The sequence below is a fragment of the Streptomyces endocoffeicus genome, from assembly GCF_016741935.1.
In the GTDB taxonomy this organism is placed as follows: domain Bacteria; phylum Actinomycetota; class Actinomycetes; order Streptomycetales; family Streptomycetaceae; genus Streptomyces; species Streptomyces endocoffeicus.
Genome location: NZ_JAERRG010000025.1, coordinates 62,409 through 86,645, shown reverse-complemented (window position 1 = coordinate 86,645; position 24,237 = coordinate 62,409). Strand labels below are relative to the sequence as shown.

Genomic DNA, 24,237 nt, shown 5'->3' with positions numbered 1-24,237 from the left:
CGCCCGATGGCCGCTCACGGCCGCTGACGGCCGCCCCCGCTGATGGTCATGTCCGGCCAACGTAGCAGGGGCGGTTCGGCCTCGGCTCCGGCGCGCGTCAGATCGCGTCAGTACGGGGTCGGGTACGGGGTCAGGCACGGGGTCAGAGCGCTTCGCCGAGCTCCTCCAGCAGCCGTCGCTTGCTGCGGGCCCCGACCAGTGACCGCACCGGCTCGCCCGCCCGGAACAGCATCAGGGTCGGCATCGAGAGCACGCCGTACGCGTTGGTGGTGGACGGGTTCTCGTCCACGTCCAGGGACACCACCTTCAGCCGGTGGCCCTCCTCCTGCGCGATCTCCGCCAGCACCGGCGCGATCATCCGGCACGGCGGGCACCACGAGGCGGTGAACTTCACCAGCACCGGCAGCTCGGCCGCCAGCACCTCCTCGGCGAAGGTGGCGTCCGTGACCGTGGCCACTCCCCCAGTGTGTGTCAGTGACATGTCATATCTCCCTTGGCGTCTTCGTCGTGCGGGTGGAGCTGTTGTGGTTACGGCGGGCTCACGGACCGGGCGGTGTCAGCTCACAGCGCGGCTCCGGGGCCCCTGCGGGCGTCGTCGCCGCGGCCTCCAGCTCCGCGCGGGCCCGCTCCGCCTGGTCGAGCTGTGTCCCGACCCGCTCCCGGATCGCGCCCAGCCGGGCGATGCACTCGTCCAGCTCGGCGAGCTTGCGCCGGTAGACCTCCAGCGAGGCGGGGCAGGAGTCACCGGCCGGATGGCCGGAGCGCAGGCACTCGACGAACGGACGCGTCTCCTCCAGCTCGAAGCCGAAGTCCCGCAGCGTGCGGATCTGCTGGAGCAGCCGCAGGTCCTCCTCATCGTACGACCGGTAACCATTGCCGGTGCGGCGCGCGGGCAGCAGCCCGAGCGACTCGTAATAGCGCAGGGTGCGGGTGGTGGTACCCGCCCGTTCGGCCAGCTCTCCGATCCGCATGACCTGACGGTAGACCTTGACCCCGGCGTCAAGGCCAGAGCGCGGCGCGGGGCGGGGTGGCACCCGGCCGCCGACCGATGACTGACCGTTGTCACACCCTCGCCGTAGAGTGCCGATATGACCACACCCGACGTGGATGAGTTCGCCGAGCCGCTGCCCGCCACCCGCCGTGCCCTGCTGCGGCGCCTTGCCCGCGGCCAGGCCGAGGGCCGTGCCCCGTCCCTGGTCGGGGCCGTGGTGCGGGAGGGGCGGCTGGTGTGGACGGGTTCGCGCAGCTCTGTGGACGGATCCGCGCCGGACACCGACACCCAGTACCGCATCGGCTCCTTGACCAAGACCTTTGTGGCGGTGCTGGTGATGCGGCTGCGCGACGAGGGGCTGCTGGACCTCGGCGATCCGCTGGCCAAGCATCTGGACGTGCCGGAGGCTGAGGGCGCGACCGTGGCCCAGCTCCTCTCCCACACCTCGGGGCTCGCCGCCGAGGCCCGAGGACCGTGGTGGGAGCGCACGCCCGGGGCGCTGCGGCCCGAGACCGCCGATATCTTCGGCGAGCGCCCGCTGATCCACCCCGCGGGCCGCCGTCATCACTACTCCAATCCCGGTTTCGCGCTGCTCGGCGCGCTGGTCGAGCGGCTGCGCGGAGCGCCCTGGGGTGAGGTGCTCGCGCGCGAGGTGCTGGAGCCGCTGGGGATGGGGCGTACATCGCTCGAGCCGCGGGCGCCGCACGCCGGGGGATGGGCCGTGCACCCCTGGGCGGATGTGCTGCTGCCCGAACCGGCCGAGGACACCGGGCGGATGGGCCCGGCCGGACAGCTCTGGTCGACCGCCGGGGATCTGGCCCGCTTCGCCGCCTTCCTGCTGGACGGGGACGAGCGGGTGCTCGGCGCGGAGTCGCTCGCCGAGATGCGGGCGCCAGCCGTCGCCCCCGAGGAGGGGGACTGGGACGGCGGCTATGGCCTGGGGACACAGCTCGTCCGGCACGGCGGGCGGTTCCTCCACGGCCACACCGGCTCCATGCCCGGCTTCCTGGCCTCGCTGTGGGTGAGCGGCGAGGACCGGCTGGCCGGGATCGCGCTGGCCAACACCACCTCGGGGCCGGCGATCGGCGCCATCGCCGCCGACCTCATACGCATCGTGGCGGAGCACGAGCCCCGTATCCCCGAGCCCTGGCGGCCGCTGACCGAGGCCGATCCGGCGCTGCTGGCGCTGACCGGCCCCTGGTACTGGGGCTCCCGCGCCCACCACCTGCGGCTGCGCGCGGACCGTGGACTGGAGCTGTCCCCGGCCACCGGGGGAGGCCGGGCCTCCCGCTTCCGGGCCGAGCCGGACGGCACCTGGACGGGGCTGGACGGCTATTACGCGGGGGAGACGCTGCGAGTGGTCGAGGGGGAGGGCGGCGCCCCGGCCCATCTGGACCTGGGCACCTTCGTGTTCACCCGGGAGCCGTACGCCCCGGATGACGTGGTGCCCGGCGGGGTCGACCCGGAGGGCTGGCGCGCGCTCTGAGGGGAGGCGGCGGGGGGGCGGGAGCGGGGTGCCGCGTTCCGGTGGGTTGTCGAGGATCCGGCGGCCGTAGCCTGACCCTGCCAGTGGTACGCACGGCCGGGGGCTGGGTCGGGCGTGCGGTGGGCGGCAGGTTGGTTTCCGGTTCTCCCGTACTTCGGTTCGCGGGTACGTCGGTACATCGGTTCGCCGGTACGTCGTTCGCGGGTACGCCGGTTCGGCCGGTACGCCGGGACTTCGGTACGTCGATACGCCGGGACTTCGGTACGTCGATACGCCGGAGCTCATGTGCTCCCGTACCGCCGTACCCACGTACCCACGTACCCCGGATCTCCGTACGGGAGTGGCCTGATCCGACCCACTCACCCTCCCCTCGCCTCCCCCAGGAGCCCCGCCGTGCGCTCGTCCACGCTTCGTCTCAGCGCCTCCCTGCTCGCCCTCACCACCGTCATGGCCGCCTCCATGGGCGCCTCCGGGACGGCCACCGCCCGGCCCGGAGGCCCGTCAGCAGGCCGCGACCGGCCGGGGACCGTCTGGTCGGCCGGGTGGGCCGCCCCCGTCCAGCGCCCCAGCTCGGGCTTCGAGAAGAACTGGGCCGAGAGCGGGTTCGCCGAGCGCACCGCCCAGACCGTGCGTCAGGTCGTCCGGGTCACCGGCGGCGGCACGGCGGCCCGGATCAGGCTGTCGAACCGCTACGGCACCACCCCGCTGCGGATCGCGGGCGCGACGATCGCCCGTACCGCGCACGGCGCCTCCGTCCATGGCGCGAGCCTGCGCGCGCTGACCTTCGGGCACCGGCGATCGGCGGAGATCCCGGCGGGCGGGGAGACGGTGAGCGACGCGGCCCCGCTGCGGGTGGCAGCTCGTCAGCCGGTCACGGTCACGCTGTACTTCGACCGCCCGACCGGCCCCGCCACCTTCCACGCCCAGGCGTACGCCCGCAGCTTCCGCGCGGACGGCGACCACCGCGCCGACCGTGCCGGGACAGTCTTCACCGAGACCACCCACTCCTGGTACTACCTCTCCGATGTCGAGGTCACCGGCGGTTCCCGGCACCCGGGCACGGTGGTGGCCTTCGGCGACTCGATCACCGATGGCTTCGGCTCGACCTACGACGCCGACCACCGCTGGCCGGATCTGCTGGCCGAGCGCCTCGCGGCCGCGGGCACCCCGCGCCCCGTCCTCAACTCCGGGATCGGCGGCAATCTGCTGCTGCGCGACTCGGCCTGGTACGGCGACCGGGCGGGCGCCCGCTTCCGGCGCGATGTCCTGGACAAGCCGGGCGTACGGTCGGTGATCCTGCTCGAGGGGCTCAATGACATCGGCTTCAGCGAGGTCGATCTGCCCACCTACAAGCCCGATCCGCAGGTGTCGGCAGAGGAGGTGATCGCCGGTTACCGGGAGCTGATCGCGCTCGCCCACGCCCGCGGGATCAAGGCCATCGGCGGGACGATCCTGCCGTTCAAGGGCGCCGAGTACCACACCCCGCGCTCCGAGGCGAAGCGCGCCGCGATCAATGACTGGATCCGCACCTCGGGCGCCTTCGACGCGGTCGTCGACTTCGCGGAGGTCATGGCCGCGCCGTCCGATCCGCTGCGGCTGAACCCGGCGTACGACTCGGGCGACTTCAAGCACCCGAACGACGCGGGCTACCGGCGGATGGCCGAGGCCGTCGACCTCGCGACCTTGTGAGGCCGCCGGCCGGGAAGTGAGACCAGGCCGGTTCAGGCCAGGGGCAGTTTGAAGCCGATATGGCTGGCCTCGAAGCCGAGCCGCTCGTAGAAGCGGTGGGCGTCGATACGGGTCGCGTCCGAGGTGAGCTGTACCAACACGCACCCCTCGCGGCGCGACTCCTCGACGGCCCATTCGATCAGCTGGGTGCCGAGTCCGCCGCCGCGCTCCTCGGAGTGGATCCGGACGCCTTCGATGATCGAGCGCGTGGCGCCGCGCCGCGACAGCCCAGGGATCACGGTCAGCTGGAGGGTGCCGACGGTGCGGCCCTCCCGGACCGCGACGACCAGCCGCTGCTGGGGATCCGAGACCAGCCGTTCGAAGGCGGCGCGGTACGGGGCCAGGTCGTCCGGGGACTCCCGGCGGGCGCCGAGCGGGTCGTCCGCCAACAGGGCCACGATCGCCGGGATGTCATCGGTGGTCGCGCGCCGTATCTCGAAGTCGCTCATGCGGTGGAGCCTACGCCGGGGGCCCGGGAGCCCCGGACGGCGGAGACGAGCCCCCGGCCACCGGGCATCGGCACGCCCCGGCATCAGCACGTCCCGGCATCAGCACGTCCCGGCATCGGTACGTCCCGGGATCAGTACGTCCGGCCCATCAGCACGTGGTGCCGGTCAGCCCCTCCACAGCGGCGACGAGGGGCGCCAGTTCCGGCCGCCGGGCGGCCTCGGCGAGGGCCTCGCGCAGCGCGGTGTCATGCGTCGGCCGCGCCTCCTCCAGGAGCTTGAGCCCGTCGTCGCTGACATTGGTGTAGATGCCGCGGCGGTCGCCGGGGCAGATGTAGCGGGCGAGCAGACCGCGGTCCTCCAGCCGGGTGACCAGCCGGGTCGTGGCGCTCTGGCTGAGTACGACGGAGTCGGCGAGCTGCTTCATCTGCAGATGTCCGCCGTCGCCGTCGTGCTGCCCGCTGAGTACGTTGAGCACGGAGAATTCGCGGACGCTCAGATCGTGCCCGGCCTGCAGCGCACGCTCGATATGCGTCTCCAGCCGACCGTGCAGGGAGGACAGGGCGCACCAGCCCTGGGCGAGTGCCTGTCCCGCGGGCGGGGCGACGGCGCCGTGCGGTTCGTCCGGCATGGAACCCCTCCTAGGTGGGTGAGCGGATTCCAGGATAGTCCAGGGATGAAATAGACCGCGTATGCAATTATCGGCGCTTTGTCGCCCGCAGCCGCCGTCCCCGGGCGGTCAGTCCCCAGGGCTTGATCACCGAGATCGCGGTGAGAAAGGTATAGACGCCCAGGCTGACCGACGGGGCCAGGATGAGATCCGTGGTCGCCCCGACCGCCCGGCCCGCCACCACATCGGCCATCGCGGAGTCGATCCGGGCGCGCAGGGCGAACGCCGTGGCGGCGGTGGTGATCATTGTCAGCCAGAACTTCACATACACCCACCGGTGGCGCGCCAGCCCCCAGGGCGTTCCCAGCGACAGCACGATCCCGCTGACCAGCGACAGCAGGCTGATCGGGATCAGCAGCCAGTCGCCCAGCACATTCATGGACCGGTACGCCGCCCCGGCCTCTTCGGCCGAGCCGGCCGTGGCCCCGGTGATCCCCAGGGCCAGTATCCCGAGGGTCAGCCCGAGCCATCCGACGGAGACGACGACATGAACGACGAGGAGGCCCCGGCGCGCGGGGCGGGTGAGTTGCCGCATGCCCCCACCGTGGCGGCGCGGCGGCCCCCGGGGCGTCTGACGCCGGGAGTATCCGCGCGTACTTCCGGCGGCGCGGGCGGACCGGTGCGATGGCTCCGGACCGGTGCGACGGGGGCTGGACCGGACCGTTGGCATCGAACCGGACCGTTGGTGTCGGACCGGGCCGTTGGCGCCGGGCCTGGGGCGGTTACGCCGGGCCGGGGCGGTGGGGGCCGGCGGGTGCATCTACGCTCGGCTGGTATGACCAGACTGCATCTGTTCGATCTGGACGGGACGCTCATCCACGGCTCGGCCGCCGCGATCGAGATCTCCCGGCAGCTCGGTCTGGAGCGGGAGATCGCCGCGCTGGAGCGGGCGTTCGCGGGCGGGGAGCTGACGACGGCCCAGTTCGCGGAGCGGGCCTGTGCGCTGTGGGAGGCGCTGACGGAGGAGCATGTGGCGGCGGCGTTCGAGGGGGCGCCGTGGCTGGCCGGGATCCGCGAGGTGTGGGCGGACATCCGGGCGCGGGGCGAGCGCTGTGCGGTGATCTCGCTCTCGCCGGGCTTCTTCGTGTCGCGGCTGCTGGACTGGGGCGCGGACGCCACGTACGGCTCGACGTGGCCCGCCGTGCCGTTCCGGGAGCCGGTGGATCCGGCGGGGATCCTGACCCCGGCCGCGAAGGTCCGGATCGCCGATGAACTCTGTGCGAAGTTCGGCTTGACCAGGGATCACTGTGTGGCCTACGGGGATTCCCGCTCGGACGCCGAACTGTTCGCGGTGGTACCGGTCTCGGTCGCCGTGAACGCCGACCACCATGTGAGCGAAATCGCATCCCACGCCTATACCGGTCGTGATCTCCGAGAGGCTTACGAATTGATGGGTAACCGCACGTAACTATCGGTAATTACGTGAGTTGGTGGGTGTAACAGGTCTGGGGCACTTGGGGCTTGTGAATTCATCCGGGGCCGGTAGGGTCGGGTCCGGTTCCGTGCGGCGTGCTGTAACGGGGTCAGAACGGGCATCCCGGGCCAACCAGCATAACGGGAACACAGCCCCCGTTTCCCGGACTTCGGGCTATGCGCCCGGGACGGGGAACGAGCATGGCATGCTGCCCGGAAGAGAGTTACGGAGAGGGTCGGCACGACCATTCTCGCTTGAATCAGTGCACCAGGACGGGGAATTGCGGGCACATTCCGGCAGCGGAAGTGCGAAGACCGACAGAAAGATGTTCGAGGCGAGGCAACCATGGACGCTCCGACCACCACATCGTCGGCCGGCAGCGACGGCTCCGGCGGAAACAGTGGCGACTGGGGCTGGTTCACCCCGAGCAGGAAACCGGCCGACGACCGCAGGGCCCCGGACCAGCAGAGCGATGAGCGCGCGCCCAGCCGCCCGGTGAACCCGATACGGCCGGTCGGCACCGAGGCCGACCGCCGTACGCCCGCGGAACCGGCCCCCGCGCCCGGCCCGGGAGCGGGCGGCGGCCGTCCGGACGACCGCCGTACCGCCGACCGCCGCCCGGACGACCGCCGGGCCCCCGGCCCCGGGGGCCACGGTCCCGCGGGTCACGGTCCCGCCGCCCCCGCCCCCGGCCCCGCGGCCCGCGGGCGCGAGGAGCATCAGCGCCCCGACGAGGTGGCCCCGGCCCCGCAGGACGTCCGGCCCGGCCTCGACTCGCCGTTCGCCGTCCCCGAGACCGCCTCGCCCGACGCGATCCTGCTGCGCCGCACCATGGCCGAGGTCGAGCCGATCAGCGACAAGGTCACCTCGTACTTCTACGCCCTGCTCTTCGTCCAGCACCCCGAGCTGCGGCCGCTCTTCCCCGCCGCCATGGACGCCCAGCGCGACCGGCTGTTCAAGGCGATCCTCACCGCCGCCCGGCTCATCGACGACCCCGACATCCTCACCGAGTTCCTCTCCCGGCTCGGCCGCGGCCACCGCAAGTACGGCACCCAGCCCGAGCACTACCCCGCCGTCGGCGAATGCCTGATCGGCGCGCTCACCCGCTACGCCGTCACCACCTGGAACGACGAGGCCGAGGCCGCCTGGGTGCGGGCCTACACCGCGATCTCCCAGATCATGATCGACTCGGCCGCCGAGGATGAGCTGATCGCTCCCGCGTGGTGGCAGGCCGAGGTGGTCGGGCATGAGCTGCGCACCCACGACATCGCTGTGATCACCGTCCGCCCGGACCAGCCGTACCCCTTTCTGGCGGGCCAGTACACATCACTGGAAACGCCCTGGTGGCCGCGGGTCTGGCGGCACTATTCATTCGCCGCGGCGCCGCGCCCCGACGGGCTGCTCTCCTTCCATGTGAAGGCCGTCCCGGCCGGATGGGTGTCCTCCGCGCTGGTGCACCGGGCCCGCCCCGGCGATGTGATCCGCCTCGGGCCCCCCGCCGGTTCCATGACGGTCGACCACGCCAGCGACAACGGGCTGCTCTGCCTCGGCGGCGGCACCGGTATCGCGCCGATCAAGGCGCTGGTCGAGGACGTCGCCGACCACGGCCGCAACCGTACGGTCGAGGTCTTCTACGGCGCCCGCAACGATCACGATCTGTACGACATCGACACCATGCTGCGGCTGGCCCAGAAGCATCCATGGCTCGCGGTCCGCCCCGTCGTCTCCGACGGCCCGACCAACGGCCTCAGCGGCCGGCTGCCCGACGCCGTGCGGCAGTACGGCCCGTGGAACGCGTTCGACGCCTATCTCTCCGGGCCGCCCGGAATGATCCGCAGCGGTGTCGACGCCCTGATGGGCGTCGGCATTCCGTCGCACCGCATCCGGCACGACTCCATCGAGGAGCTCGCCGCGGCCGCGGAATAGGGCGCGGGTACGGACGGCATACGGCGAAACAACAACACTAGGCAGGCATTCCGGCGATTCCGGACGGCGAACAGGGACGGGGACGAGAACCGTGGACAGTGCGGAGCACCTGGACGACCGCGCGTGGCGTCCCGGGAGCGACGGCGAACACCATCTGCAGCGGCGACTGGGCACCGTCGACCGCGCCGACCGCTTCTACGACGATCAGGTGCTGGATCACCTGAATGTCCGGATGCGGGAGTTCATCGGGCGCCAGGAAATGTTCTTCCTGGCCACCTCCGACCAGCACGGGGAGTGCGACAGCACGTTCCGGGCCGGTCCGCCCGGCTTTCTGAGAGTGCTCGACGCGCACACGCTGGCCTATCCCGAATACCGGGGGAACGGCGTCCTGGCCAGCCTCGGCAATATCCAGGAGAACCCCCACCTGGGCATTCTCATGGTCGACTTCTTCCGGGACCGGATCGGGCTGCATGTGAACGGCCGGGCCCGGGTGGTGGAGGACGCCGAGATGCGAGAGGCGTACTCCGGGCTGCCGGTGGACCCGGTGCCGGGGCGGCGCGCGGTGGTGTGGGTCGAGGTGACCGTCGAGGAGGCGTACATCCACTGCGCCAAGCACATCCCGCACCTCCAGAAGGTCCCGGCGCAGCGGCGCACCGGCGGTGGCGACGCCGCCCGGCGCCGGGGGCCCTCCGGCGACCAGGCCATCGAGCACGACCGGGAGCGGGACTGGGGGACGGACGACGTCAAGCGGAAGGGCGGCGACTTCTTCGGCGCCGCGGCCGAGGCCCGCGAGGGCCGCAGGGTCCCGCCTGCGCCGCCCGTTCCGCCTGCTCCGTCCGCCCCTCTTGCCCAGCCCGTTCCATCTGCCCTGCCCGCTCCTCCTGCCCAACCCCTTCCGCCTGCTCCGCCCGTCTCACGGCCCTCGTGGGCGGTGGACCTGCCGGGCCAGGCCGCCCGGCCCGTTCCGGCCGCTCAGTCCGAGCTGGCGGCCTCGCGCCCTCAGACTCCGGCCGCCCCGGCCGCCCCGGACCCTCAGCCGCTGACGGACTCGGACACTCAGGTCCTGGCCATCCCTCCGGCCCCGCCCACGTCACCGGTCTCATGGCCGGTGGGCCTGCCTGCCCAGACCGCGCCGACGGTCCCGACCGCCCCGGCGGTCCCGGCTGCTCAGGACGTCCTGGGGCCTCGGGCCCCGGCCGCCGGACCGGCGACGCAGCCCCAGCCGATCGCACAGCCCCAGCCGATCGCACAGCCCCAACCGGCCGCGCAGCCCGAACCGGCCGACCCCACTCGGCGGGCCGCTGAGCCCTCCGTCGTGCGTGATCTCAGCCCGGCCATCCGGCGGCCGGGCCGTCACGAGGCGGGGCCCGAGGACTGGCGGGAGGAGGCCGAGCGGGTGCTGGCCGAGGCACGTCAGCGGGCGGCCCGGAAGACCCAGCAGCCGTTCAGCGGCTGGTTCCGTTAGGCCCTGCCCCGACAGAGCCCGGCGACTGCTGGTCCTGTCCGCGAGGATCCGCCCGTCAGGGCTTCGCTTCGGTCAGCCGGGGTCTCAGCCGAGGTCGTCCGCGAGCAGGGCCAGCACGCCCTCGATGTTGGCGTCGAGATAGGCCCGCAGCGAGGGCGGCACCACCTCGACCGAGGCGATCCCCTCGCGGGTGAACGGGACGCTCACCACGTCGTACTCCCCGCACGGCTCGTCCACCTCCGGGCCGTGCCGCCGGCTGAGGTCCATCGAGGCGAGTCTGCAGACGAAGAAGTGCTGCACCTTCACACCGGCCGCGCCCACACCCCCAGAGCCCTCAGCGCCCTCGGCGCCCTCAGCGCTCTCATCGGAATGCGGGACGGTGTCGACGAAGGCGGGCACCACGTCCGTCACCTTCGCGCCCAGTTCCTCGTCCACCTCGCGGTACAGGGCCTCGACGACGGTCGCGTCCTCGGGCTCCATCCCGCCGCCCGGAGTGATCCAGTACGGCGCCTGGCCGGGCTTGGTGCGCTTGATCAGGATCATGCGGGGCGCGGTGTCGCCCTCGAGGAGAATGGCACGGGCGGTGCGCTTGACCACGGGTCGTTCGGTCATGCAGGACATCTGCCGCACCCTCGGTCCCGCGAAACCACTTACTCACCAATCGACAGCCGCACGCAACAGCCACTCGTGCGCCCGCGCGATATGCGGCAGCGCGAGTGCCCCCGTCCGTACCACCAGGAAATAGGTGCGCAGCGGCGGCACGGGCGGGTTGAGCAGGGCCACCACCTCCCCGGCGTCCAGTGCGTCCATGCACAGATAGCGCGGCAGGACGCCGAGCCCCGCGCCCTGCGCGACGCAGGCGAGCACCGCGCGCAGATCGGGCGCGATGATCGTGCCGGCGGTGACCGGACGGGTGTCGAAGACGGCCGACCAGTAGCGGGTGACCAGCGGCAGGCTCTCATGCACCTCGACGACGGGCAGCGCCTCCAGCGCCCGTACCCCCTTGACCTGGAGCACCGCTGGGCCGCCGAGCCGGGCGGCCCAGCGCGGGGCCGCGATCAGCACATGCTCCTCGTCGCACAGCGGGGTGGCGGCCAGCAGCCGCCCCCGTGGCCGGGCGGTGGTGATGGCCAGGTCGTGATGGCCGGCGCCCAGCCCCTCGAACAACTCCTCGGCGCTGCCGAAGGCGCAGCGCACCGCCAGCCCCTGGGTGACCAGGGTGGTCAGCGCGGGCAGGGCGCGCAGCGCGGTGAACTCCGGAGGGCCCGCGAGATGCAGGGTGCGCAGCGCCGAGCGGTCGTCCAGACCCGCCTCGGCGATCTCCACCAGGGCGTCGAGATGCGGCGCGGCCTTGTGGGCGAGTTCGTCCCCGACGGTGGTGGGGACGACGCCGCGCGCCGTACGGAGGAACAGGGGGCGGCCGAGCTGCCGCTCCAGGGTGCGTATCTGGCCGGTGACGGCGGGCTGGGAGAGCCCGAGCAGGCCGGCGGCGCGGGTGAGGGACCCGGCGCGGTGAACCGCGACAAAGGTGCGTAAGAGGGCCAGATCCATGCGGTTCCCCTCGCCTCGTCGCGCCCCGCACGCATGCCAACTATAAATATGCCGATAGGCCCATGTCGCTACTGTGATTGGACACTGACGCTGAGTCAACTAGCCTTGTTCGAGCGGTTCTCCACGAGAAGAACCGGGGCGTCTCAAGCCACGAGGGGGGAGGCTTGAGACGCCCGCACAGGCATACCCGCCCGCTTTCAGCCATCCGCCCCGGTGCTTGTCGTGCCCGATGCCGGGTCCGGGTCGGATGCCAGGTCCGTGTTGGATGCCGCGTCCGGGCCGGATGCCGGGTCCGTGTCGGATGCCGCGTCGAGCGCTCGCAGCACATCGGCGACCAGATCGTCCGCGTCCTCCGCGCCCACCGAGAACCGGATGAAACCCTCGGGCACCGCGTCGCCGCCCCACCGTCCGCGCCGCTCCGCCGTGGAGCGCACCCCGCCGAAGCTGGTGGCGTCGTCCACCAGCCGCAGCGCGGTCAGAAAGCGCTCCGCGTGCTCCTTGTCCGGCAGGGTGAAGGAGATCACACAGCCGAAGCGCCCGCCGCGCATCTGCCCGGCCGCCACCCGGTGCGAGGGGTCGGTCGGCAGTCCGGGGTGGCGCAGCCCGGTGATCTCGGGGCGGTCGCGCAGCGCCTCGGCGAGGGCCAGCGCGGTCGCCGCCTGGCGGTCGACGCGCAGCTGGAGGGTGGCCAGGGAGCGGTGGGCGAGCCATGCCTCCATGGGGCCGGGGATCGCGCCCACCGTCTTGCGCCAGGCCCGCACCTCCGCGGTGAGCCGTGGATCGCGGCAGGTCACATAGCCGAGCAGCACATCGCCATGGCCGGTGAGCGCCTTGGTGCCGCTCCCCACGGCGAAGTCGGCGCCGAGCTCCAGCGGGCGCTGGCCGAGCGGGGTGGCGAGGGTGTTGTCGACGGCGACCAGCGCGCCCCGGGCGTGCGCGGCCTTGGCGAGCCGGCGGATGTCGCAGACGTCCAGTCCGGGATTGGACGGGGTTTCCAGCCACAGCAGCTTCGTCCGGTCGCCCGCGGCGTCCAGGGCCTCCAGGGCGGTCAGCTGGGCGTCCTCGCCGGTCGGGGCGGTGCGCACCGTGACCCCGTAGCCCGTCAGCCGCTCGATCAGGGCCGGGAGCAGCTGATAGCCGTCGGACGGCAGTACGGCCGCGTCGCCCTGGCGCAGCTGGGAGAGCAGTACGGCCGAGATCGCGCCCATACCGGAGGAGAAGACGACCGTCTCGGCGTCGGTGCCCGGCGACTCCAGCTCGCTGATCGCCCGCTCCAGCAGGGACCAGGTGGGGTTGGCGTCCCGGCCGTAGGTGTAGGGGCCGACGGGGTCGCCGGGGAGGTGGTAGTGGGCGGCGAAGACCGGGCCCGGCAGCGTCGGCTCGTACGCCTCGGCCTCGGGCAGTCCGGCCCGTACGGTGCGGGTGCCGTCGCCGGTCATGCGGATTCCTTTCCCGCGTCCGGGCCATCGGCGGCCGGCGCGTTCTCGACACCGACGCTCTCCACGGCCTCCGCCGGGGCGTCGATGGCCTCGGCGACCGCGTCCAGCAGTCCGCCGCTCGCGGCCTCGACCATCTCCAGGCACTCCTCGAAGTCGTCCAGCCCGCCGAAGTACGGGTCCGGCACATCGAGGCCGCCCAGCGCGTCGTGGTCCGCGTCCGGGTCGTAGCTCCGCAGCAGCCGCACCTTCGCGGCGTCGTGCGGGGTGGGCGCGAGCGCGCGCAGCTCGTGCATATGGCCGCTGTCCAGGGCGATCACCAGATCGACGCGATCGAACCACTCGGCCCGGAACTGGCGCGCGATGTGATCCTGCTCATAGCCATGGGCGGTCAGTACGTCGATGGCGCGGCGGTCGGCCCCGTCGCCCTCGTGCCAGGGCCCGGTGCCCGCGCTGTCCACCTCGAGGAGGCCGTCCAGCCCGGCCTCCGCCGCATGGGCGCGGAAGACGGATTCGGCCATCGGCGAGCGGCATATGTTGCCGGTGCAGACAAAGCAGACACGGTAGGGCGACGGGTCTCTCATGCCTTCCATCATCTCCGGCCGTGATCAGTCCTTGTCATCGGGCAGTACGACATGCAGGGCCCACGCGACTATGGAGACGATCAGGCCGCCGAGCACCGCCGTGCCGAAGCCGTCGACCTCGAAGCTCAGGTCGAGCTTTCCAGCCAGCCAGGAGGTCAACAACAGCATCAGGGCGTTGATCAACAGCGTGATCAGCCCGAGGGTCAGGATGAACAGCGGGAAGGCCAGCAGCTTGACGATCGGCTTGACCACCACGTTCACCACGCCGAAGACCAGCGCCACGAGAATGAGGGTGAGCGCTTGGCGGCCGGTGTTGTCACCGGTCAGCGTGATGTCCTTGAGCAGCCAGATGGCGACACCGAGGGCGCCGGCGTTCGCGATCGTCTTGACGAGAAAATTCTTCATGGTTGAGATCGTCGCAGACAGGCCCCGGCGCAGGCAGGGGCACCGTAGGCATGGGTCAGGCAGGGGTGGAGAGGCGAATGAAGGCGTTCCGGCTGGATGAGCTGGAGGCGGAGCGGGCCGCGAACGACGGCGCGTATCTGCAGTTCCTGCGCGAGCGGAACATGTCCGTGGGGCTGTACGCGCTGAACGCGGGCCAGGCCGACCCGCAGTCGCCGCACGGTCAGGACGAGGTGTACGTCGTGATGAGCGGCCGGGCGTCGGTCACGGTGGGGATGGAGACGACACAGGTGGGGCGGGGCAGCGTGGTGTACGTCCCGGCGGGCACGGCGCACAAGTTCCACCACATCACCGAGGACCTGAGGGTGCTGGTGGTGTTCTCGCCGCCGGAGGGCTGAGGCCGTCCCGGGGCCTGATGCCGCCGGAGGGCTGAGCCGTCCCGGGGCCTGATGCCGCCGGTCCCGGCGAGCTGATCCCGGTCCAGGGCTTGTCCATCGCGGAGCCGATGTGTGGCCGGCCGGTCCCGTAGGGGTCCGGTCAGGGGAGGACGGGGGGCGCGGGTCGCCCGCGCGCCTCCGTCCCGTCCTAGCATCGACGGCAGGGAAGACCGGCCGTCGGCGTCCGGACCCACGGCTCGGAGAGAAAGCAGGGAGTTACGTGACCACGAAGGGGATATTCCAGGGCTTGCCGTGGTGGGTGACCTGGATCGCGATACCGGTCCTCGTCCTCGCCGTGTTCGGCGGCCTGGTCATGAGCGTGATCGGGTTCGTGGTGAGCCTCGTCTTCAAGGCGCTGCTGCTGGTGGTGCTGATCGCCGGGCTGATCTACGTCGTACGGAAGTTCACTTCCTGACCCGCCCCGCGGCGCTCGCCGCGTCACCCAGGGCCTGACGCGTCCCCGCGCGCCCTGCGCACCCCGCCGCGCGCGGATACGCCGCGCGAGGGATACCGCCGGGGCGGGAGCACCGCCCCGCGCCACCCCTGCCGTTACAGTGCGAGTCCTCGGCGTTCTTCCTTCGGCGTCTGCCTCGCAACAACACCCCGGGGGTGCCTGTTGACGACAGCGATCTTCGATACGGCCGGTGCGCCGGCCCCGATCTCCCGCCCACCGGGCCCGCGCCGTCCGCGCCGCCCGGCCCCGCGGGTCTCCCCACGGCAACACTGGCCATTTTCGTTCCCTCACACGAGGCAAACCGACTCCGCACCGCAATCGAGTCGCTACGCTCCAGAGTCGGCGAAGCGCAAACAACCCGGGGCGGCGAACGATGCGTGAGATGCGTGACACAGTTCAGGCGGAAGTGACGATGACTTTCCTGGTCTCGCAGGATCTCTCCTTCCGGATCCCGGTCGAGCTGTCCTACGACAGCGGCGACCCCTATGCCGTCGAGATCACCTTCCATCTGCCCGGTGACGCGCCGGTGAGCTGGGCCTTCGCGCGGGAGCTGCTGCTGGACGGGTTGAGCAGACCCACCGGCGAGGGAGATGTGCGTATCGCCCCCGCCGCTCCCGAGGGGCTTTCGGACGTCTTCATCAGACTCCAAGTGGGTTGTGAACGGGCGCTGTTCCGGGCCGGGGCCGCTCCTCTGGTGGCCTTCCTCGACCGGACGGACCGAGTGGTGCCTTTCGGCCAGGAGCCGGCGGCCTGTGACCCGGTCGGCGATCTCGATGCCGAACTCCACCGGATCCTGGCCGAGGACCGGTACGCGGGCTGAGAGCCGGGCGCGCGGCGGGCCGAGGTCCGGTGTCCGGTGTCCGGTGTTGTGCCGTGGCCGGGCCGACGGGCAGCGTGGCCGTCGGTTCAGCGCCCCGTCGTCTCAGCGCCCCTTCGCCCGGCGGCGCCGCCCGCGTCCGCCCCGGCCGGTCCGGGGCGCCTGGACCGCCTGGACCGCCTGGGCGCCGCCCGCGCCGGCCACCCGCTCCGCGCCGCCGTCCGCCGCCGGGGCGCGGTCAGCGGAGACCACGAGCACGGCCAGCGCGGTGGTCACCGGCACCGAGGCGACGAGCCCGATGCTGCCCACCAGCGTCCGTACGATCTCCTCCGCGACGATCTCGCTCGTGGCGACCGTGCCCACCCCGCTGTCCGCGATGGAGAACAGCAGCAGCAGCGGAAGCGACGCACCCGCGTACGCCAGCACCAGGGTGTTCACGACGGAGGCGATGTGGTCCCGCCCGATCCGCATCGCCGCCCCGTAGAGCTTGCGCCGGGACGTGCTCGGGTCCGCTTCCCTCAGCTCCCACACCGCCGAGGTCTGGGTGACCGTCACATCGTCCAGCACGCCAAGCGAGCCGATGATCACGCCCGCGAGCAGCAGTCCTCGTATCTCGATGTTCGGATAGAGGCCGTGCACCAGCCCGGTCTGGTCGTCCGTGTTGCCGGTCAGGCTCGCCCAGCTGATGAACAACGAGCCCAGCACCCCGATCAGCAGCAGTGACACCAGCGTGCCGAGCACGGCGACCGATGTGCGCGCCGTCAGCCCATGGCACATGTACAGCGCGAGGAGCATGATCGCGCTACCCCCGACGACCGCGACCACCAGCGGATTGGAACCCTGGAGTATCGCCGGGAGGATGAACAGCGTCAGCACCCCGAAGCTGATCGCCAGCGCCACCAGCGCGAATACCCCGCGCAGCCGCCCCACCGCCACGACCGCGAGCGCGAACAGCCCCGCCAGCAGCGCCATCGGCAGCGACCGGTCGACGTCGGACACGGAGTACTGCAGTTCCTTGGGCGCCTTGGGGGCGTACGCCAGCTTCAGCTCCTGCCCGGCGCTGAAGTGGCGCGAGGCGTTGGGCTGGACGATTTCGGGGAACGTGCGGCCCTTGTCCTTGCCCGAGGTGACCTCGATCGTGGCCTTCTCGCAGACGCTCTTCTTCCCGCCCTGCCCCGGGCTCCCGCTTTGGCCGGGGGCGCCGCTCTGGGCGGTGCCGCCCTGGCCGGGCTCGGTGGGCGCCTGCGGCTGGGCGTTCACATCGGCGCAGTTCACCTCCTCGACCTTCACCACCCGCCCGGCCACGGTCGTCTGGTCGAAGCCGAGGCCGCTGCGGCCGTGCGCCTTGTGGTCGGGCGTGCCGCCCGGCCAGAGCACGATCAGACCGGCCACGACGGCGACGGTGAAGGGGATGAGCACCGCCGCGATGATCTTGCGGAGACGCGCGGAGACAGGGGTGGCGGGGCCATGGCCGTGGGAGTGGCCATGGGAATGTCCGTGGCCGTGGCCCTGCGCCTGATCGGAGCGGTGGGGCTGCTCGGGCGGGTGGTCCTGCTGGATGGCGGTCACGGTCGCATCATCGCAAGAGACGTGGGCCCCCTGTTCAGCGCTGTGGATAAACCGTTAGCGTGGTGCCGAACCTTTGCAATCGCGGGAGCTCGGAGCACCGGGCTGAGAGGGCGCTGACGCGGAAGCTGCGCCGACCGCTGAACCTGTTACCGGGTAATGCCGGCGTAGGGAGTGGGTCTCATGACTCAGCAGGATGCACCATCGCGCGCCGAGACGGCCGAATTCGGCTGGCATAAGGGATATGTCACGGGTTCGCGCCCGGACCTCCAGGTCCCGGTCCGCCGCGTGCACCTCACCAACGGCCAGGATGTGACGCTGTACGACACCTCCGGCCCGTACACCGACCCCACCATCGAAACGGATGTCCGCCGCGGCCTGGCGCCGCTGCGGCAGAACTGGATCGTCGCCCGCGGCGACACCGAGGAGTACGCGGGCCGTCCCGTCCGCCCAGAGGACGACGGGCTCAAGCACACCTCGCCCCGCGGGGGACTGCGCAACCTCGACGCGGTCTTCCCCGGCCGTCCGCGCCAGCCGCGGCGCGGCCGCCCGGGCGCCCCCGTGACCCAACTCGCCTATGCGCGGCGGGGCGAGATCACGGCGGAGATGGAGTACGTGGCGATCCGCGAGAACGTCTCCCCCGAGGTGGTCCGGGAGGAGATCGCGGCGGGCCGCGCCGTCCTCCCGGCCAATGTGAACCACCCGGAGATCGAGCCGATGATCATCGGCAAGCGGTTCCTGGTGAAGGTCAACGCCAACATCGGCAACTCCGCCGTCACCTCCTCCATCGAGGAGGAGGTCGAGAAGATGACCTGGGCCACCCGCTGGGGCGCCGACACGGTCATGGACCTCTCGACCGGCCGCAACATCCACACCACAAGAGAATGGGTGCTGCGCAACTCCCCGGTCCCCATCGGCACCGTGCCGCTCTATCAGGCGCTGGAGAAGGTCGACGGCAAGGCCGAGGAGCTGACCTGGGAGATCTACAAGGACACGGTCATCGAACAGGCCGAGCAGGGCGTCGACTACATGACCGTCCACGCCGGCGTCCGGCTGCCGTACGTCCCCCTGACCGCCCGCCGCAAGACCGGCATCGTCTCCCGCGGCGGCTCCATCATGGCGGCCTGGTGCCTCGCCCACCACCAGGAGTCCTTCCTCTACACCCACTTCGAGGAGCTGTGCGAGATCCTCGCGGCGTACGACGTCACCTACTCGCTGGGCGACGGACTGCGCCCGGGGTCGATCGCCGACGCCAACGACGAGGCCCAGTTCGCGGAGTTGCGCACCCTCGGCGAGCTCAACCGCGTCGCCAAGGAGCACGGCGTCCAGACGATGATCGAAGGCCCGGGCCATGTCCCGATGCACAAGATCAAGGAAAACGTCGACCTCCAGCAGGAGGTCTGCGAGGAGGCCCCCTTCTACACCCTGGGCCCCCTCACCACCGATATCGCCCCCGCCTACGACCACATCACCTCGGGCATCGGCGCCGCGATGATCGCCTGGTGGGGCACTGCGATGCTCTGCTACGTCACCCCCAAGGAGCACCTGGGCCTGCCCGACCGTGATGACGTCAAGACCGGCGTGATCACCTACAAGATCGCCGCCCACGCGGCCGACCTGGCCAAGGGCCATCCGGACGCCCAGGCATGGGACGACGCGCTCTCCGACGCGCGCTTCGAATTCCGCTGGGAGGACCAGTTCAACCTGGCCCTCGACCCGGACACGGCCCGCTCCTTCCACGACGAGACGCTCCCGGCGGAGCCGGCCAAGACGGCGCATTTCTGCTCGATGTGCGGGCCGAAGTTCTGCTCGATGAAGATCTCCCAGGACATCCGCCGCGAGCACGGCGTCGCGATGGACGCGGTTGAGGCGGAGGCCGAGGCGGGTATGGCTCAGAAGTCCAAGGAGTTCGCGGAGGCGGGCAACCGCGTGTATCTGCCGATCGCGGACTGAGGCGCGGACGCGTAGGCCGAGAACGCGGGTGGAGCCTGGCAAAGCGGCGCCTGCGGAATGAACCAGGCGATACGCTACGGGGCGGGTCCGAAGCCGCAACTTGGATTTGCGACTTCGGACCCTCTCCATGCCGCTACGCGGGCGGAAGCTCAGCCACGTAGACCGGGTTGCCGCTGTCCGTCAGCCCGTTCTGACGGATGCAGCGGTGCTTCTGGAGAAAGCGCAGACAGTCGTGCACCCGCTGCCGGGTGAGCCCCGTCCTGGCCGCGAGCGTCTCCGGCGAGTGGCCGACCTGGCCCGCTTCCGCCAGCGTGGGAAGGATGTAGACGGCCACCGCCCACACGTCCTCGGTGATGCTCAGCCGGTCCTTCCACTGTGCGAACAGGTTCTCCGTCCTGAGCCTCAGCTCCCGCTTGTCCGGCTCGGGCTCTGCGCCCGGTCGGCAGCCCAGCGCGTCGAGGATCTGAGACCAGGCCTGCTCGGACCGGTGCAGGGAATCCAGTACCTCCGTATGGAAGCGCTCGGTCCGCATCTCCAGTCGGACGATCGCGTCCATGAGCTCGCTCGGTGGAGTGGGGCGGGAGATCTCGGAGACCTCCAGCGCGTATGAGCCCTCGCGCTGGACGGTGGCGATCACTCTGGAGACCCATTGTTTGAAGGGCAGGCACGCGGGCTTGGTGCAGCCGTTCACCAGCTGAATCAGCCCTTGCAGATTCACCAGATGCAAGTCTCGGCGCCACTCCCTACCTGCGGGAATGCTGAGACCGTAACGTGAGGTTACGTTCTCGAGCGTAGACTTTCCGCCAGCTTGTACATGATCTGCCAACGCCTTTCGTGGGTTGGTATGACCGAGTTCCGTGCAGACGTCGACCGTCGGGAACCAGTGCTCGCCATCCGGCATGGTCAGCCTTCGGACCCGGGCCCCCGTGGCCGCGTAGACGAAGTCGTTGACGTCCATGGCGTCGTGCCGGGCAGACGGGCCCGGCGGTGTGTTGTGTTTGCGCATCGCGCATCACCTCCACCGAGGACGCTAAACATCACCGCCCATCAATTCCCTCGAATAGGCGGAAGTTCGCTCGATCGGTGGGTAATCGGTCAATCCGAGGACGAACCGCTCGTCAGTGCTAGTCCGGCTGGTGCTCCGGCCCGCCGTAGTCGGGGCTGGTGTAGTCCGGGCTGCTGTAGCGGGGGCGGGCCTTGGGGGCTTCGCCGTCGGTGCTGAAGCCGGGGCGGCTGTAGCCGAGGTGCGGGGTGCGGCTGACCGCCTCGGGGGCGATCGGGACGTACGCGGAGGGGGACGGGGCCGAGGGGTTGGCCAGGGCCTCGCGGAGGAACGGCAGGATGCCGCGTTCCAGCAGGGCGTCCCGCCAGACCTCGCGCGCGCGGTCCACCTCCTCCAGCCGCTCGCTGCGCGCCTCGCCGCGGATCGCGCTCGAGCCGTTGCGCAGCGCGGTCAGGAGCAGTCCGACGGCGGCGATCAGGATGCCCGCGGCGGTCAGCGCGGCGAAGAACCAGCCCGCGGTGACCATCGGCTGGGCGATGGACGGGGCCGGGTCGAGGACGTTGAGGACATAGCCGACGATGAGGAAGATGATCGCGGCGGTGCCGGCGAGCACCGGGGCCAGCACCGCGAGCATGGCGACGAGCCCCGCCCCCGCGGCGTCCTGCATCGCACCGGCGAGCCCCACCGTGCCGTCCGGCTGCTCGCGCTGGCCCACGTCCCCGGCGAGCGGGAAGAGCGGGGCGGGCTCGCGCAGTTTGGCGCGAGTGTCGCGGTAGGTCTGGTATTCGTCGGCCGCGCATGCCGCTATCGCGGTCGATGCCCCGAGCGCCATCGTGCGCAGCTGCTCGGCAGTGAGCCGCTGCCCGATACCTCTGAGGTCCGGGCGACGGTCCGCGGTGCGCAGTGCCTCGTCGAGAACCCGCTCGAACTCCGGGCGGTCCTCGGTCAGCAGGTGCGGAGCGCTTTTCATGGTGCATCCCCCGATGCTCCGTAGGGCCGTGACGGCCGGCTTTCGCCGGGCAGTCGGGCGGAAACGGAGGAGAGCCTGCGACGGATAAGCCGATGGTAGAGCCGATCCGGCGCGGGGTGACAGCAAGTTTCCCGAATTGCTCCCGCGTCGGTGAAACTCTCTATCTGCCCCGGACAGCGTCCGCTGAATCCTCAGTTCGCCAGGGGAAGTTGAACGACCAGCAGTTTTCCGGCCATCGTGATGCCGCCGTCCATGGCCACGGCGAGATTGTCCGCGTAGACATGCGGGCCCTCGACCGCGGGCGTGCCGCCGTCCTCGCCGTCCTCGGAGCCGACCTCGCCGAGCAGATACGGGATGGGGCTGTGGCCGTGGACGACGCGCTCCCCGCCGTAGGTGTCGAGCAATTCGCGGGCCGCCGTGGGCCCGGCGTCCTCGTCGCGGAAGGCGAACCGCTTGGTGAATTTGCGGAACAGGTCCCAGCACTCGTCGGCGTCGCTGCGCTGCAGCGTCTCGGTGACGGTGTCGTTGACGGCCTCGATGGAGTCGCCGTACTCCAGATAGGCGGTGGTGTCGGAGTGGACCAGCAGATGGTCGTCCTCCTCCGCCATCGCGTCCAGCCGGGACATCCACTGGAGGTGGTGGTCCTCGAGCCGCTCCATATCGCTGCGCTGGCCGCCGTTGAGCAGCCAGGCCGCCTGGAAGGAGGCCGTTCCGGCACCGGAGTTGACCGGCGTGTCGCCGAACCGCTTGGCGCCGATCAGCAGCAGCTCGTGATTGCCCATCAGTGCCTTGCAGTAGCCGCCCGCGGCGGCCGCCTCGGCGGAGAGCTGCATGACCAGGTCGATGACGCCGATGCCGTCCGGGCCGCGGTCGGTGAAGTCGCCGAGGAACCACAACCGGGCGTTCCCCGCGGACCAGTTGCCCTTGGCGTCGATCAGGCCCTCGGCGGCGAGCGCCTCGCGCAGCTCCTCGTGGTAGCCGTGGACATCGCCCACGACGTACAGCGGGCCGGGGCCCTCGTCCTGGGCCAGCGGGCCGTCCTCGGGCTCGGGCACCGGGGCGAGCGCCACGGTGGGGCGGTCCTGCGGCGGCACGAGCGGGGTGTCCGGGACGGTGTGCCCCGGGCCCATGACCAGGACCGGGAGCCGCTCGGTCGGGGTGTACTCGGCGGGCAGGGGCGTGGGCGTGTCCGGCGCGGGTGCTCCGGGCGCGGGTGCCTCAGGCGCGGGCGCCTCGGGCGCCGGTGCGCCGGGAGCGGGCGCGCCGGGCGCCGGCTCCTCGGGCGCGGGCGCGGGCTGCGGCACGGGCGCCGCGGTGCCCGGCGCGCCGGGCGCGGACCCGGGCGGCACGGCTCCGGGCGCGACCATGCCGGGCGGGGTGTACGCCCCGTACGCGAGCACAGGAGGGATCGCAGCCGTGGTCCCTGCCGTGGCTTCCAGACCGGCCCCCTGAGTCATCGACCCCTCCACCATCACGCCGCCGTGCCACCTTGTGGACCTTGCCTGGTCGACGGCGGTCCGCAGTGTCGTCCGCCCATCATAGGAATGTCCGTGAGGGCTTGTGACGCACCAGGGTGCCGTCAATCGCTGCTCGTTCCTGCTTCGTCGGACTTTTATCCCGGATTGGCCCAGTAGGGGAAGCCCATTGGCCTCAGGTCCTCCTCGGGTAATCCTTGAGTCGCCCTCAGGTCAGCCTCCAGCACGGCTGCGCGGGGCGCTGACCGTCGTACGCGGCGGACGGCGCTGTGAGGACGTCCGCACCATCAATTCGGTGGGTATGACCTGTTCAACGGGCTGGTCGGTGTCAAGGCCCTCGATGGCGTCGATGAGCAACTGGACGACCGCCGTGCCGATCCGGCGGGGTTTGAGTGAGAGGGTCGTGATGGGCGGCTCGGTGGTGCGGTAGACGGTCGATTCGCTGCAGCACACCAGCAGCAGATCGTCGGGGACCCGCAGTCCGTAGCGGCGGGCGGCGGCGAGCAGATCGGTGCCGTTGGGGTCGAAGAGGCCGTAGACCGCGTCGGGGCGGTCGGGGCGGGCGAGCAGCCGGTCGGCGGCGACGGCACCGGCACAAGGATCGTGGGCCGGGTACGCCTCATAGACCGGATCCTGCCCCACCCGTTCGCACCACTGCAGGTACGCCGTGGTGGACAGCCGGGTGTAGGTGTCGGTGGAGGTCCCGGTGAGCAGTCCGATCCGGCGGGCGCCGGCCTCGGCGAGATGGTCGAGCAGTCCCAGCACCGCCGCCTCGTGGTCGTTGTCGACCCAGGCGGTGACGGGGAGGGCGCCGGCGGGGCGGCCGTCGCTGACGACGGGGATGCCCTGGCGTAAGAGCTCGGTGACGACCGGATCGTGGTCGGAGGGGTCGATCACCACGGTGCCGTCGAGGGCGACGTTGGACCACACGTCGTGGCGGGAGGTGGCGGGGAGGATGACGAGGGCGTAGCCGCGGGCCAGCGCGGCGGAGGTGGCGGCTCGCGCCATCTCGGCGAAGTAGGCGAACTCGGTGAAGGTGAAAGGTTCATCCCCGTACGTGGTCACGGTCAGGCCGATGAGGCCGGACTTGCCGGTACGGAGCGTGCGGGCCGCTGCGGACGGGCGATAGCCCAGCCGCTCGGCGACCTCGCGGACATGGCGGCGGGTGGCCTCCGGGAGCCGGCCCTTGCCGTTGAGCGCGTCGGAGACGGTCGTGATGGAGACCCCGGCGGCGGCGGCCACGTCCCGGATGCCCGCCCGCCCTAACCGGCGGCCGGCCGACCGGCTCACCTGGTGCTTCCCTGCTGCTGTCATGGCCAGCCGATAGTAGGGCGCGGGTGGGCGGGTTGCGCGATTCCGCCATCGGTATTCGGAAGGCACGTTTCTGCATGAGCGCCTTCCCCAATTCCCTTGGAAGTGAAGCCAGTTGGGGGTTTCATCGGGCCTCTGATCGCCCCTGGCAT

23 protein-coding genes and 1 pseudogene are annotated in these 24,237 nt (G+C 71.3%); 9 read left to right on the top strand and 15 right to left on the bottom strand.

Features of this window, described 5'->3' with window-relative positions; translation table 11 throughout:
- Window positions 1-142: 142 nt before the first annotated feature.
- Entirely contained in the window at window positions 143-481 is a 339-nt protein-coding gene (gene trxA, locus JK364_RS41175; RefSeq protein ID WP_044572667.1) for a thioredoxin, read from the bottom strand.
- Between the two features lie 58 nt (window positions 482-539).
- Window positions 540-971: a MerR family transcriptional regulator gene (locus JK364_RS41170; RefSeq protein ID WP_201856553.1), complete on the bottom strand. Its 432-nt coding sequence runs from the start codon at window positions 969-971 to the stop codon at window positions 540-542.
- A gap of 117 nt (window positions 972-1,088) precedes the next feature.
- On the opposite strand from JK364_RS41170, the gene JK364_RS41165 reads away from it, so the two are divergent.
- Window positions 1,089-2,477: a serine hydrolase domain-containing protein gene (locus JK364_RS41165; protein WP_201856552.1), complete on the top strand. Its 1,389-nt coding sequence runs from the start codon at window positions 1,089-1,091 to the stop codon at window positions 2,475-2,477.
- A gap of 393 nt (window positions 2,478-2,870) precedes the next feature.
- Window positions 2,871-4,166 carry an SGNH/GDSL hydrolase family protein gene (locus JK364_RS41160; RefSeq protein ID WP_307841536.1) on the top strand — a complete coding sequence of 432 codons (1,296 nt, stop codon included), beginning with the start codon at window positions 2,871-2,873 and terminating at the stop codon, window positions 4,164-4,166.
- Between the two features lie 32 nt (window positions 4,167-4,198).
- On the opposite strand, the gene JK364_RS41155 is transcribed toward JK364_RS41160, so the two are convergent.
- From JK364_RS41155 to JK364_RS41145, 3 genes are all read right to left on the bottom strand, one after another.
- The gene (locus JK364_RS41155; RefSeq protein WP_201856551.1) at window positions 4,199-4,654 is read right to left on the bottom strand and encodes a GNAT family N-acetyltransferase; all 456 of its coding nucleotides are present in this window, start codon (window positions 4,652-4,654) and stop codon (window positions 4,199-4,201) included.
- A gap of 148 nt (window positions 4,655-4,802) precedes the next feature.
- Complete coding sequence (locus JK364_RS41150) at window positions 4,803-5,282, bottom strand: MarR family winged helix-turn-helix transcriptional regulator (RefSeq protein ID WP_201856550.1); 480 nt, start codon at window positions 5,280-5,282, stop codon at window positions 4,803-4,805.
- Between the two features lie 67 nt (window positions 5,283-5,349).
- Window positions 5,350-5,856 (bottom strand): DUF2269 domain-containing protein, encoded by a 507-nt coding sequence (locus tag JK364_RS41145; protein ID WP_201856549.1) that lies wholly within the window; start codon window positions 5,854-5,856, stop codon window positions 5,350-5,352.
- Between the two features lie 240 nt (window positions 5,857-6,096).
- On the opposite strand from JK364_RS41145, the gene JK364_RS41140 reads away from it, so the two are divergent.
- From JK364_RS41140 to JK364_RS41130, 3 genes and pseudogenes are all read left to right on the top strand, one after another.
- A complete protein-coding gene (locus JK364_RS41140) occupies window positions 6,097-6,729 on the top strand; it encodes an HAD family hydrolase (RefSeq protein WP_201856548.1) in 633 nt (210 codons plus the stop codon).
- Between the two features lie 351 nt (window positions 6,730-7,080).
- Window positions 7,081-8,661, top strand: a complete 1,581-nt coding sequence (locus JK364_RS41135; RefSeq protein ID WP_201856547.1) for a globin domain-containing protein — start codon at window positions 7,081-7,083, stop codon at window positions 8,659-8,661.
- Window positions 8,662-8,770: 109 nt separating this feature from the next.
- Window positions 8,771-9,454, top strand: a pseudogene (locus JK364_RS41130) (pyridoxamine 5'-phosphate oxidase family protein); the annotation flags it as partial.
- Between the two features lie 756 nt (window positions 9,455-10,210).
- On the opposite strand, the gene JK364_RS41125 reads toward JK364_RS41130, so the two are convergent.
- The 5 genes from JK364_RS41125 to JK364_RS41105 form a co-directional block, all read right to left on the bottom strand.
- Complete coding sequence (locus tag JK364_RS41125) at window positions 10,211-10,738, bottom strand: NUDIX domain-containing protein (protein ID WP_201856546.1); 528 nt, start codon at window positions 10,736-10,738, stop codon at window positions 10,211-10,213.
- Between the two features lie 42 nt (window positions 10,739-10,780).
- The gene (locus JK364_RS41120) at window positions 10,781-11,677 is read right to left on the bottom strand and encodes a LysR family transcriptional regulator (RefSeq protein WP_201856545.1); all 897 of its coding nucleotides are present in this window, start codon (window positions 11,675-11,677) and stop codon (window positions 10,781-10,783) included.
- A 197-nt stretch (window positions 11,678-11,874) separates the two neighbouring features.
- Window positions 11,875-13,116, bottom strand: a complete 1,242-nt coding sequence (locus tag JK364_RS41115; protein WP_230993272.1) for a cystathionine gamma-lyase — start codon at window positions 13,114-13,116, stop codon at window positions 11,875-11,877.
- On the bottom strand, window positions 13,113-13,634 hold the full coding sequence (locus JK364_RS41110) for a low molecular weight protein-tyrosine-phosphatase (RefSeq protein WP_372462065.1): 522 nt from the start codon (window positions 13,632-13,634) through the stop codon (window positions 13,113-13,115). Before JK364_RS41110 ends, JK364_RS41115 begins: the two co-directional genes overlap by 4 nt.
- An 87-nt stretch (window positions 13,635-13,721) precedes the next feature.
- Complete coding sequence (locus tag JK364_RS41105) at window positions 13,722-14,102, bottom strand: phage holin family protein (RefSeq protein WP_201856543.1); 381 nt, start codon at window positions 14,100-14,102, stop codon at window positions 13,722-13,724.
- Window positions 14,103-14,179: 77 nt separating this feature from the next.
- On the opposite strand from JK364_RS41105, the gene JK364_RS41100 reads away from it, so the two are divergent.
- The 3 genes from JK364_RS41100 to JK364_RS41090 all read left to right on the top strand — a co-directional run bounded on the left by JK364_RS41100 (window position 14,180) and on the right by JK364_RS41090 (window position 15,810).
- The gene (locus JK364_RS41100) at window positions 14,180-14,497 is read left to right on the top strand and encodes a cupin domain-containing protein (protein ID WP_201856542.1); all 318 of its coding nucleotides are present in this window, start codon (window positions 14,180-14,182) and stop codon (window positions 14,495-14,497) included.
- 259 nt (window positions 14,498-14,756) lie between these two features.
- Window positions 14,757-14,951, top strand: a complete 195-nt coding sequence (locus JK364_RS41095; protein ID WP_201856541.1) for a DUF5326 family protein — start codon at window positions 14,757-14,759, stop codon at window positions 14,949-14,951.
- Between the two features lie 421 nt (window positions 14,952-15,372).
- Window positions 15,373-15,810 carry an SsgA family sporulation/cell division regulator gene (locus tag JK364_RS41090; protein ID WP_201856540.1) on the top strand — a complete coding sequence of 146 codons (438 nt, stop codon included), beginning with the start codon at window positions 15,373-15,375 and terminating at the stop codon, window positions 15,808-15,810.
- Window positions 15,811-15,912: 102 nt separating this feature from the next.
- Here the strand turns inward: JK364_RS41090 and JK364_RS41085 are convergent, their stop codons facing one another.
- Window positions 15,913-17,376 carry a YibE/F family protein gene (locus JK364_RS41085; protein ID WP_201856539.1) on the bottom strand — a complete coding sequence of 488 codons (1,464 nt, stop codon included), beginning with the start codon at window positions 17,374-17,376 and terminating at the stop codon, window positions 15,913-15,915.
- A 180-nt stretch (window positions 17,377-17,556) separates the two neighbouring features.
- Here JK364_RS41085 and thiC point away from each other — a divergent pair, with 180 nt between their 5' ends.
- Window positions 17,557-19,326: a phosphomethylpyrimidine synthase ThiC gene (gene thiC, locus JK364_RS41080; protein ID WP_201856538.1), complete on the top strand. Its 1,770-nt coding sequence runs from the start codon at window positions 17,557-17,559 to the stop codon at window positions 19,324-19,326.
- Between the two features lie 133 nt (window positions 19,327-19,459).
- Here the strand turns inward: thiC and JK364_RS41075 are convergent, their stop codons facing one another.
- The 4 genes from JK364_RS41075 to JK364_RS41060 all read right to left on the bottom strand — a co-directional run bounded on the left by JK364_RS41075 (window position 19,460) and on the right by JK364_RS41060 (window position 24,088).
- Complete coding sequence (locus JK364_RS41075; RefSeq protein ID WP_307841539.1) at window positions 19,460-20,227, bottom strand: BRO-N domain-containing protein; 768 nt, start codon at window positions 20,225-20,227, stop codon at window positions 19,460-19,462.
- Between the two features lie 223 nt (window positions 20,228-20,450).
- Window positions 20,451-21,299, bottom strand: a complete 849-nt coding sequence (locus tag JK364_RS41070; protein WP_201856536.1) for a hypothetical protein — start codon at window positions 21,297-21,299, stop codon at window positions 20,451-20,453.
- Between the two features lie 191 nt (window positions 21,300-21,490).
- A complete protein-coding gene (locus JK364_RS41065) occupies window positions 21,491-22,756 on the bottom strand; it encodes a metallophosphoesterase (protein ID WP_230993271.1) in 1,266 nt (421 codons plus the stop codon).
- Window positions 22,757-22,987: 231 nt separating this feature from the next.
- A complete protein-coding gene (locus JK364_RS41060) occupies window positions 22,988-24,088 on the bottom strand; it encodes a LacI family DNA-binding transcriptional regulator (protein WP_138914833.1) in 1,101 nt (366 codons plus the stop codon).
- Window positions 24,089-24,237 lie beyond the last annotated feature (149 nt).

What these genes read in the sequence shown, in the direction of transcription:
- JK364_RS41150 (WP_201856550.1), bottom strand. Translation starts at nt 5,282, where the DNA reads ATGCCGGACGAACCGCACGGCGCCGTCGCCCCGCCCGCGGGACAGGCA.
- thiC (WP_201856538.1), top strand. Translation starts at nt 17,557, where the DNA reads ATGACTCAGCAGGATGCACCATCGCGCGCCGAGACGGCCGAATTCGGC.
- JK364_RS41110 (WP_372462065.1), bottom strand. Translation starts at nt 13,634, where the DNA reads ATGGCCGAATCCGTCTTCCGCGCCCATGCGGCGGAGGCCGGGCTGGAC.
- JK364_RS41170 (WP_201856553.1), bottom strand. Translation starts at nt 971, where the DNA reads ATGCGGATCGGAGAGCTGGCCGAACGGGCGGGTACCACCACCCGCACC.
- JK364_RS41145 (WP_201856549.1), bottom strand. Translation starts at nt 5,856, where the DNA reads ATGCGGCAACTCACCCGCCCCGCGCGCCGGGGCCTCCTCGTCGTTCAT.
- JK364_RS41075 (WP_307841539.1), bottom strand. Translation starts at nt 20,227, where the DNA reads ATGCCGGATGGCGAGCACTGGTTCCCGACGGTCGACGTCTGCACGGAA.
- JK364_RS41165 (WP_201856552.1), top strand. Translation starts at nt 1,089, where the DNA reads ATGACCACACCCGACGTGGATGAGTTCGCCGAGCCGCTGCCCGCCACC.
- JK364_RS41105 (WP_201856543.1), bottom strand. Translation starts at nt 14,102, where the DNA reads ATGAAGAATTTTCTCGTCAAGACGATCGCGAACGCCGGCGCCCTCGGT.
- JK364_RS41060 (WP_138914833.1), bottom strand. Translation starts at nt 24,088, where the DNA reads ATGACAGCAGCAGGGAAGCACCAGGTGAGCCGGTCGGCCGGCCGCCGG.
- JK364_RS41090 (WP_201856540.1), top strand. Translation starts at nt 15,373, where the DNA reads ATGCGTGACACAGTTCAGGCGGAAGTGACGATGACTTTCCTGGTCTCG.
- JK364_RS41135 (WP_201856547.1), top strand. Translation starts at nt 7,081, where the DNA reads ATGGACGCTCCGACCACCACATCGTCGGCCGGCAGCGACGGCTCCGGC.
- trxA (WP_044572667.1), bottom strand. Translation starts at nt 481, where the DNA reads ATGTCACTGACACACACTGGGGGAGTGGCCACGGTCACGGACGCCACC.
- JK364_RS41125 (WP_201856546.1), bottom strand. Translation starts at nt 10,738, where the DNA reads ATGACCGAACGACCCGTGGTCAAGCGCACCGCCCGTGCCATTCTCCTC.
- JK364_RS41065 (WP_230993271.1), bottom strand. Translation starts at nt 22,756, where the DNA reads ATGACTCAGGGGGCCGGTCTGGAAGCCACGGCAGGGACCACGGCTGCG.
- JK364_RS41120 (WP_201856545.1), bottom strand. Translation starts at nt 11,677, where the DNA reads ATGGATCTGGCCCTCTTACGCACCTTTGTCGCGGTTCACCGCGCCGGG.
- JK364_RS41155 (WP_201856551.1), bottom strand. Translation starts at nt 4,654, where the DNA reads ATGAGCGACTTCGAGATACGGCGCGCGACCACCGATGACATCCCGGCG.
- JK364_RS41115 (WP_230993272.1), bottom strand. Translation starts at nt 13,116, where the DNA reads ATGACCGGCGACGGCACCCGCACCGTACGGGCCGGACTGCCCGAGGCC.
- JK364_RS41100 (WP_201856542.1), top strand. Translation starts at nt 14,180, where the DNA reads ATGAAGGCGTTCCGGCTGGATGAGCTGGAGGCGGAGCGGGCCGCGAAC.
- JK364_RS41140 (WP_201856548.1), top strand. Translation starts at nt 6,097, where the DNA reads ATGACCAGACTGCATCTGTTCGATCTGGACGGGACGCTCATCCACGGC.
- JK364_RS41070 (WP_201856536.1), bottom strand. Translation starts at nt 21,299, where the DNA reads ATGAAAAGCGCTCCGCACCTGCTGACCGAGGACCGCCCGGAGTTCGAG.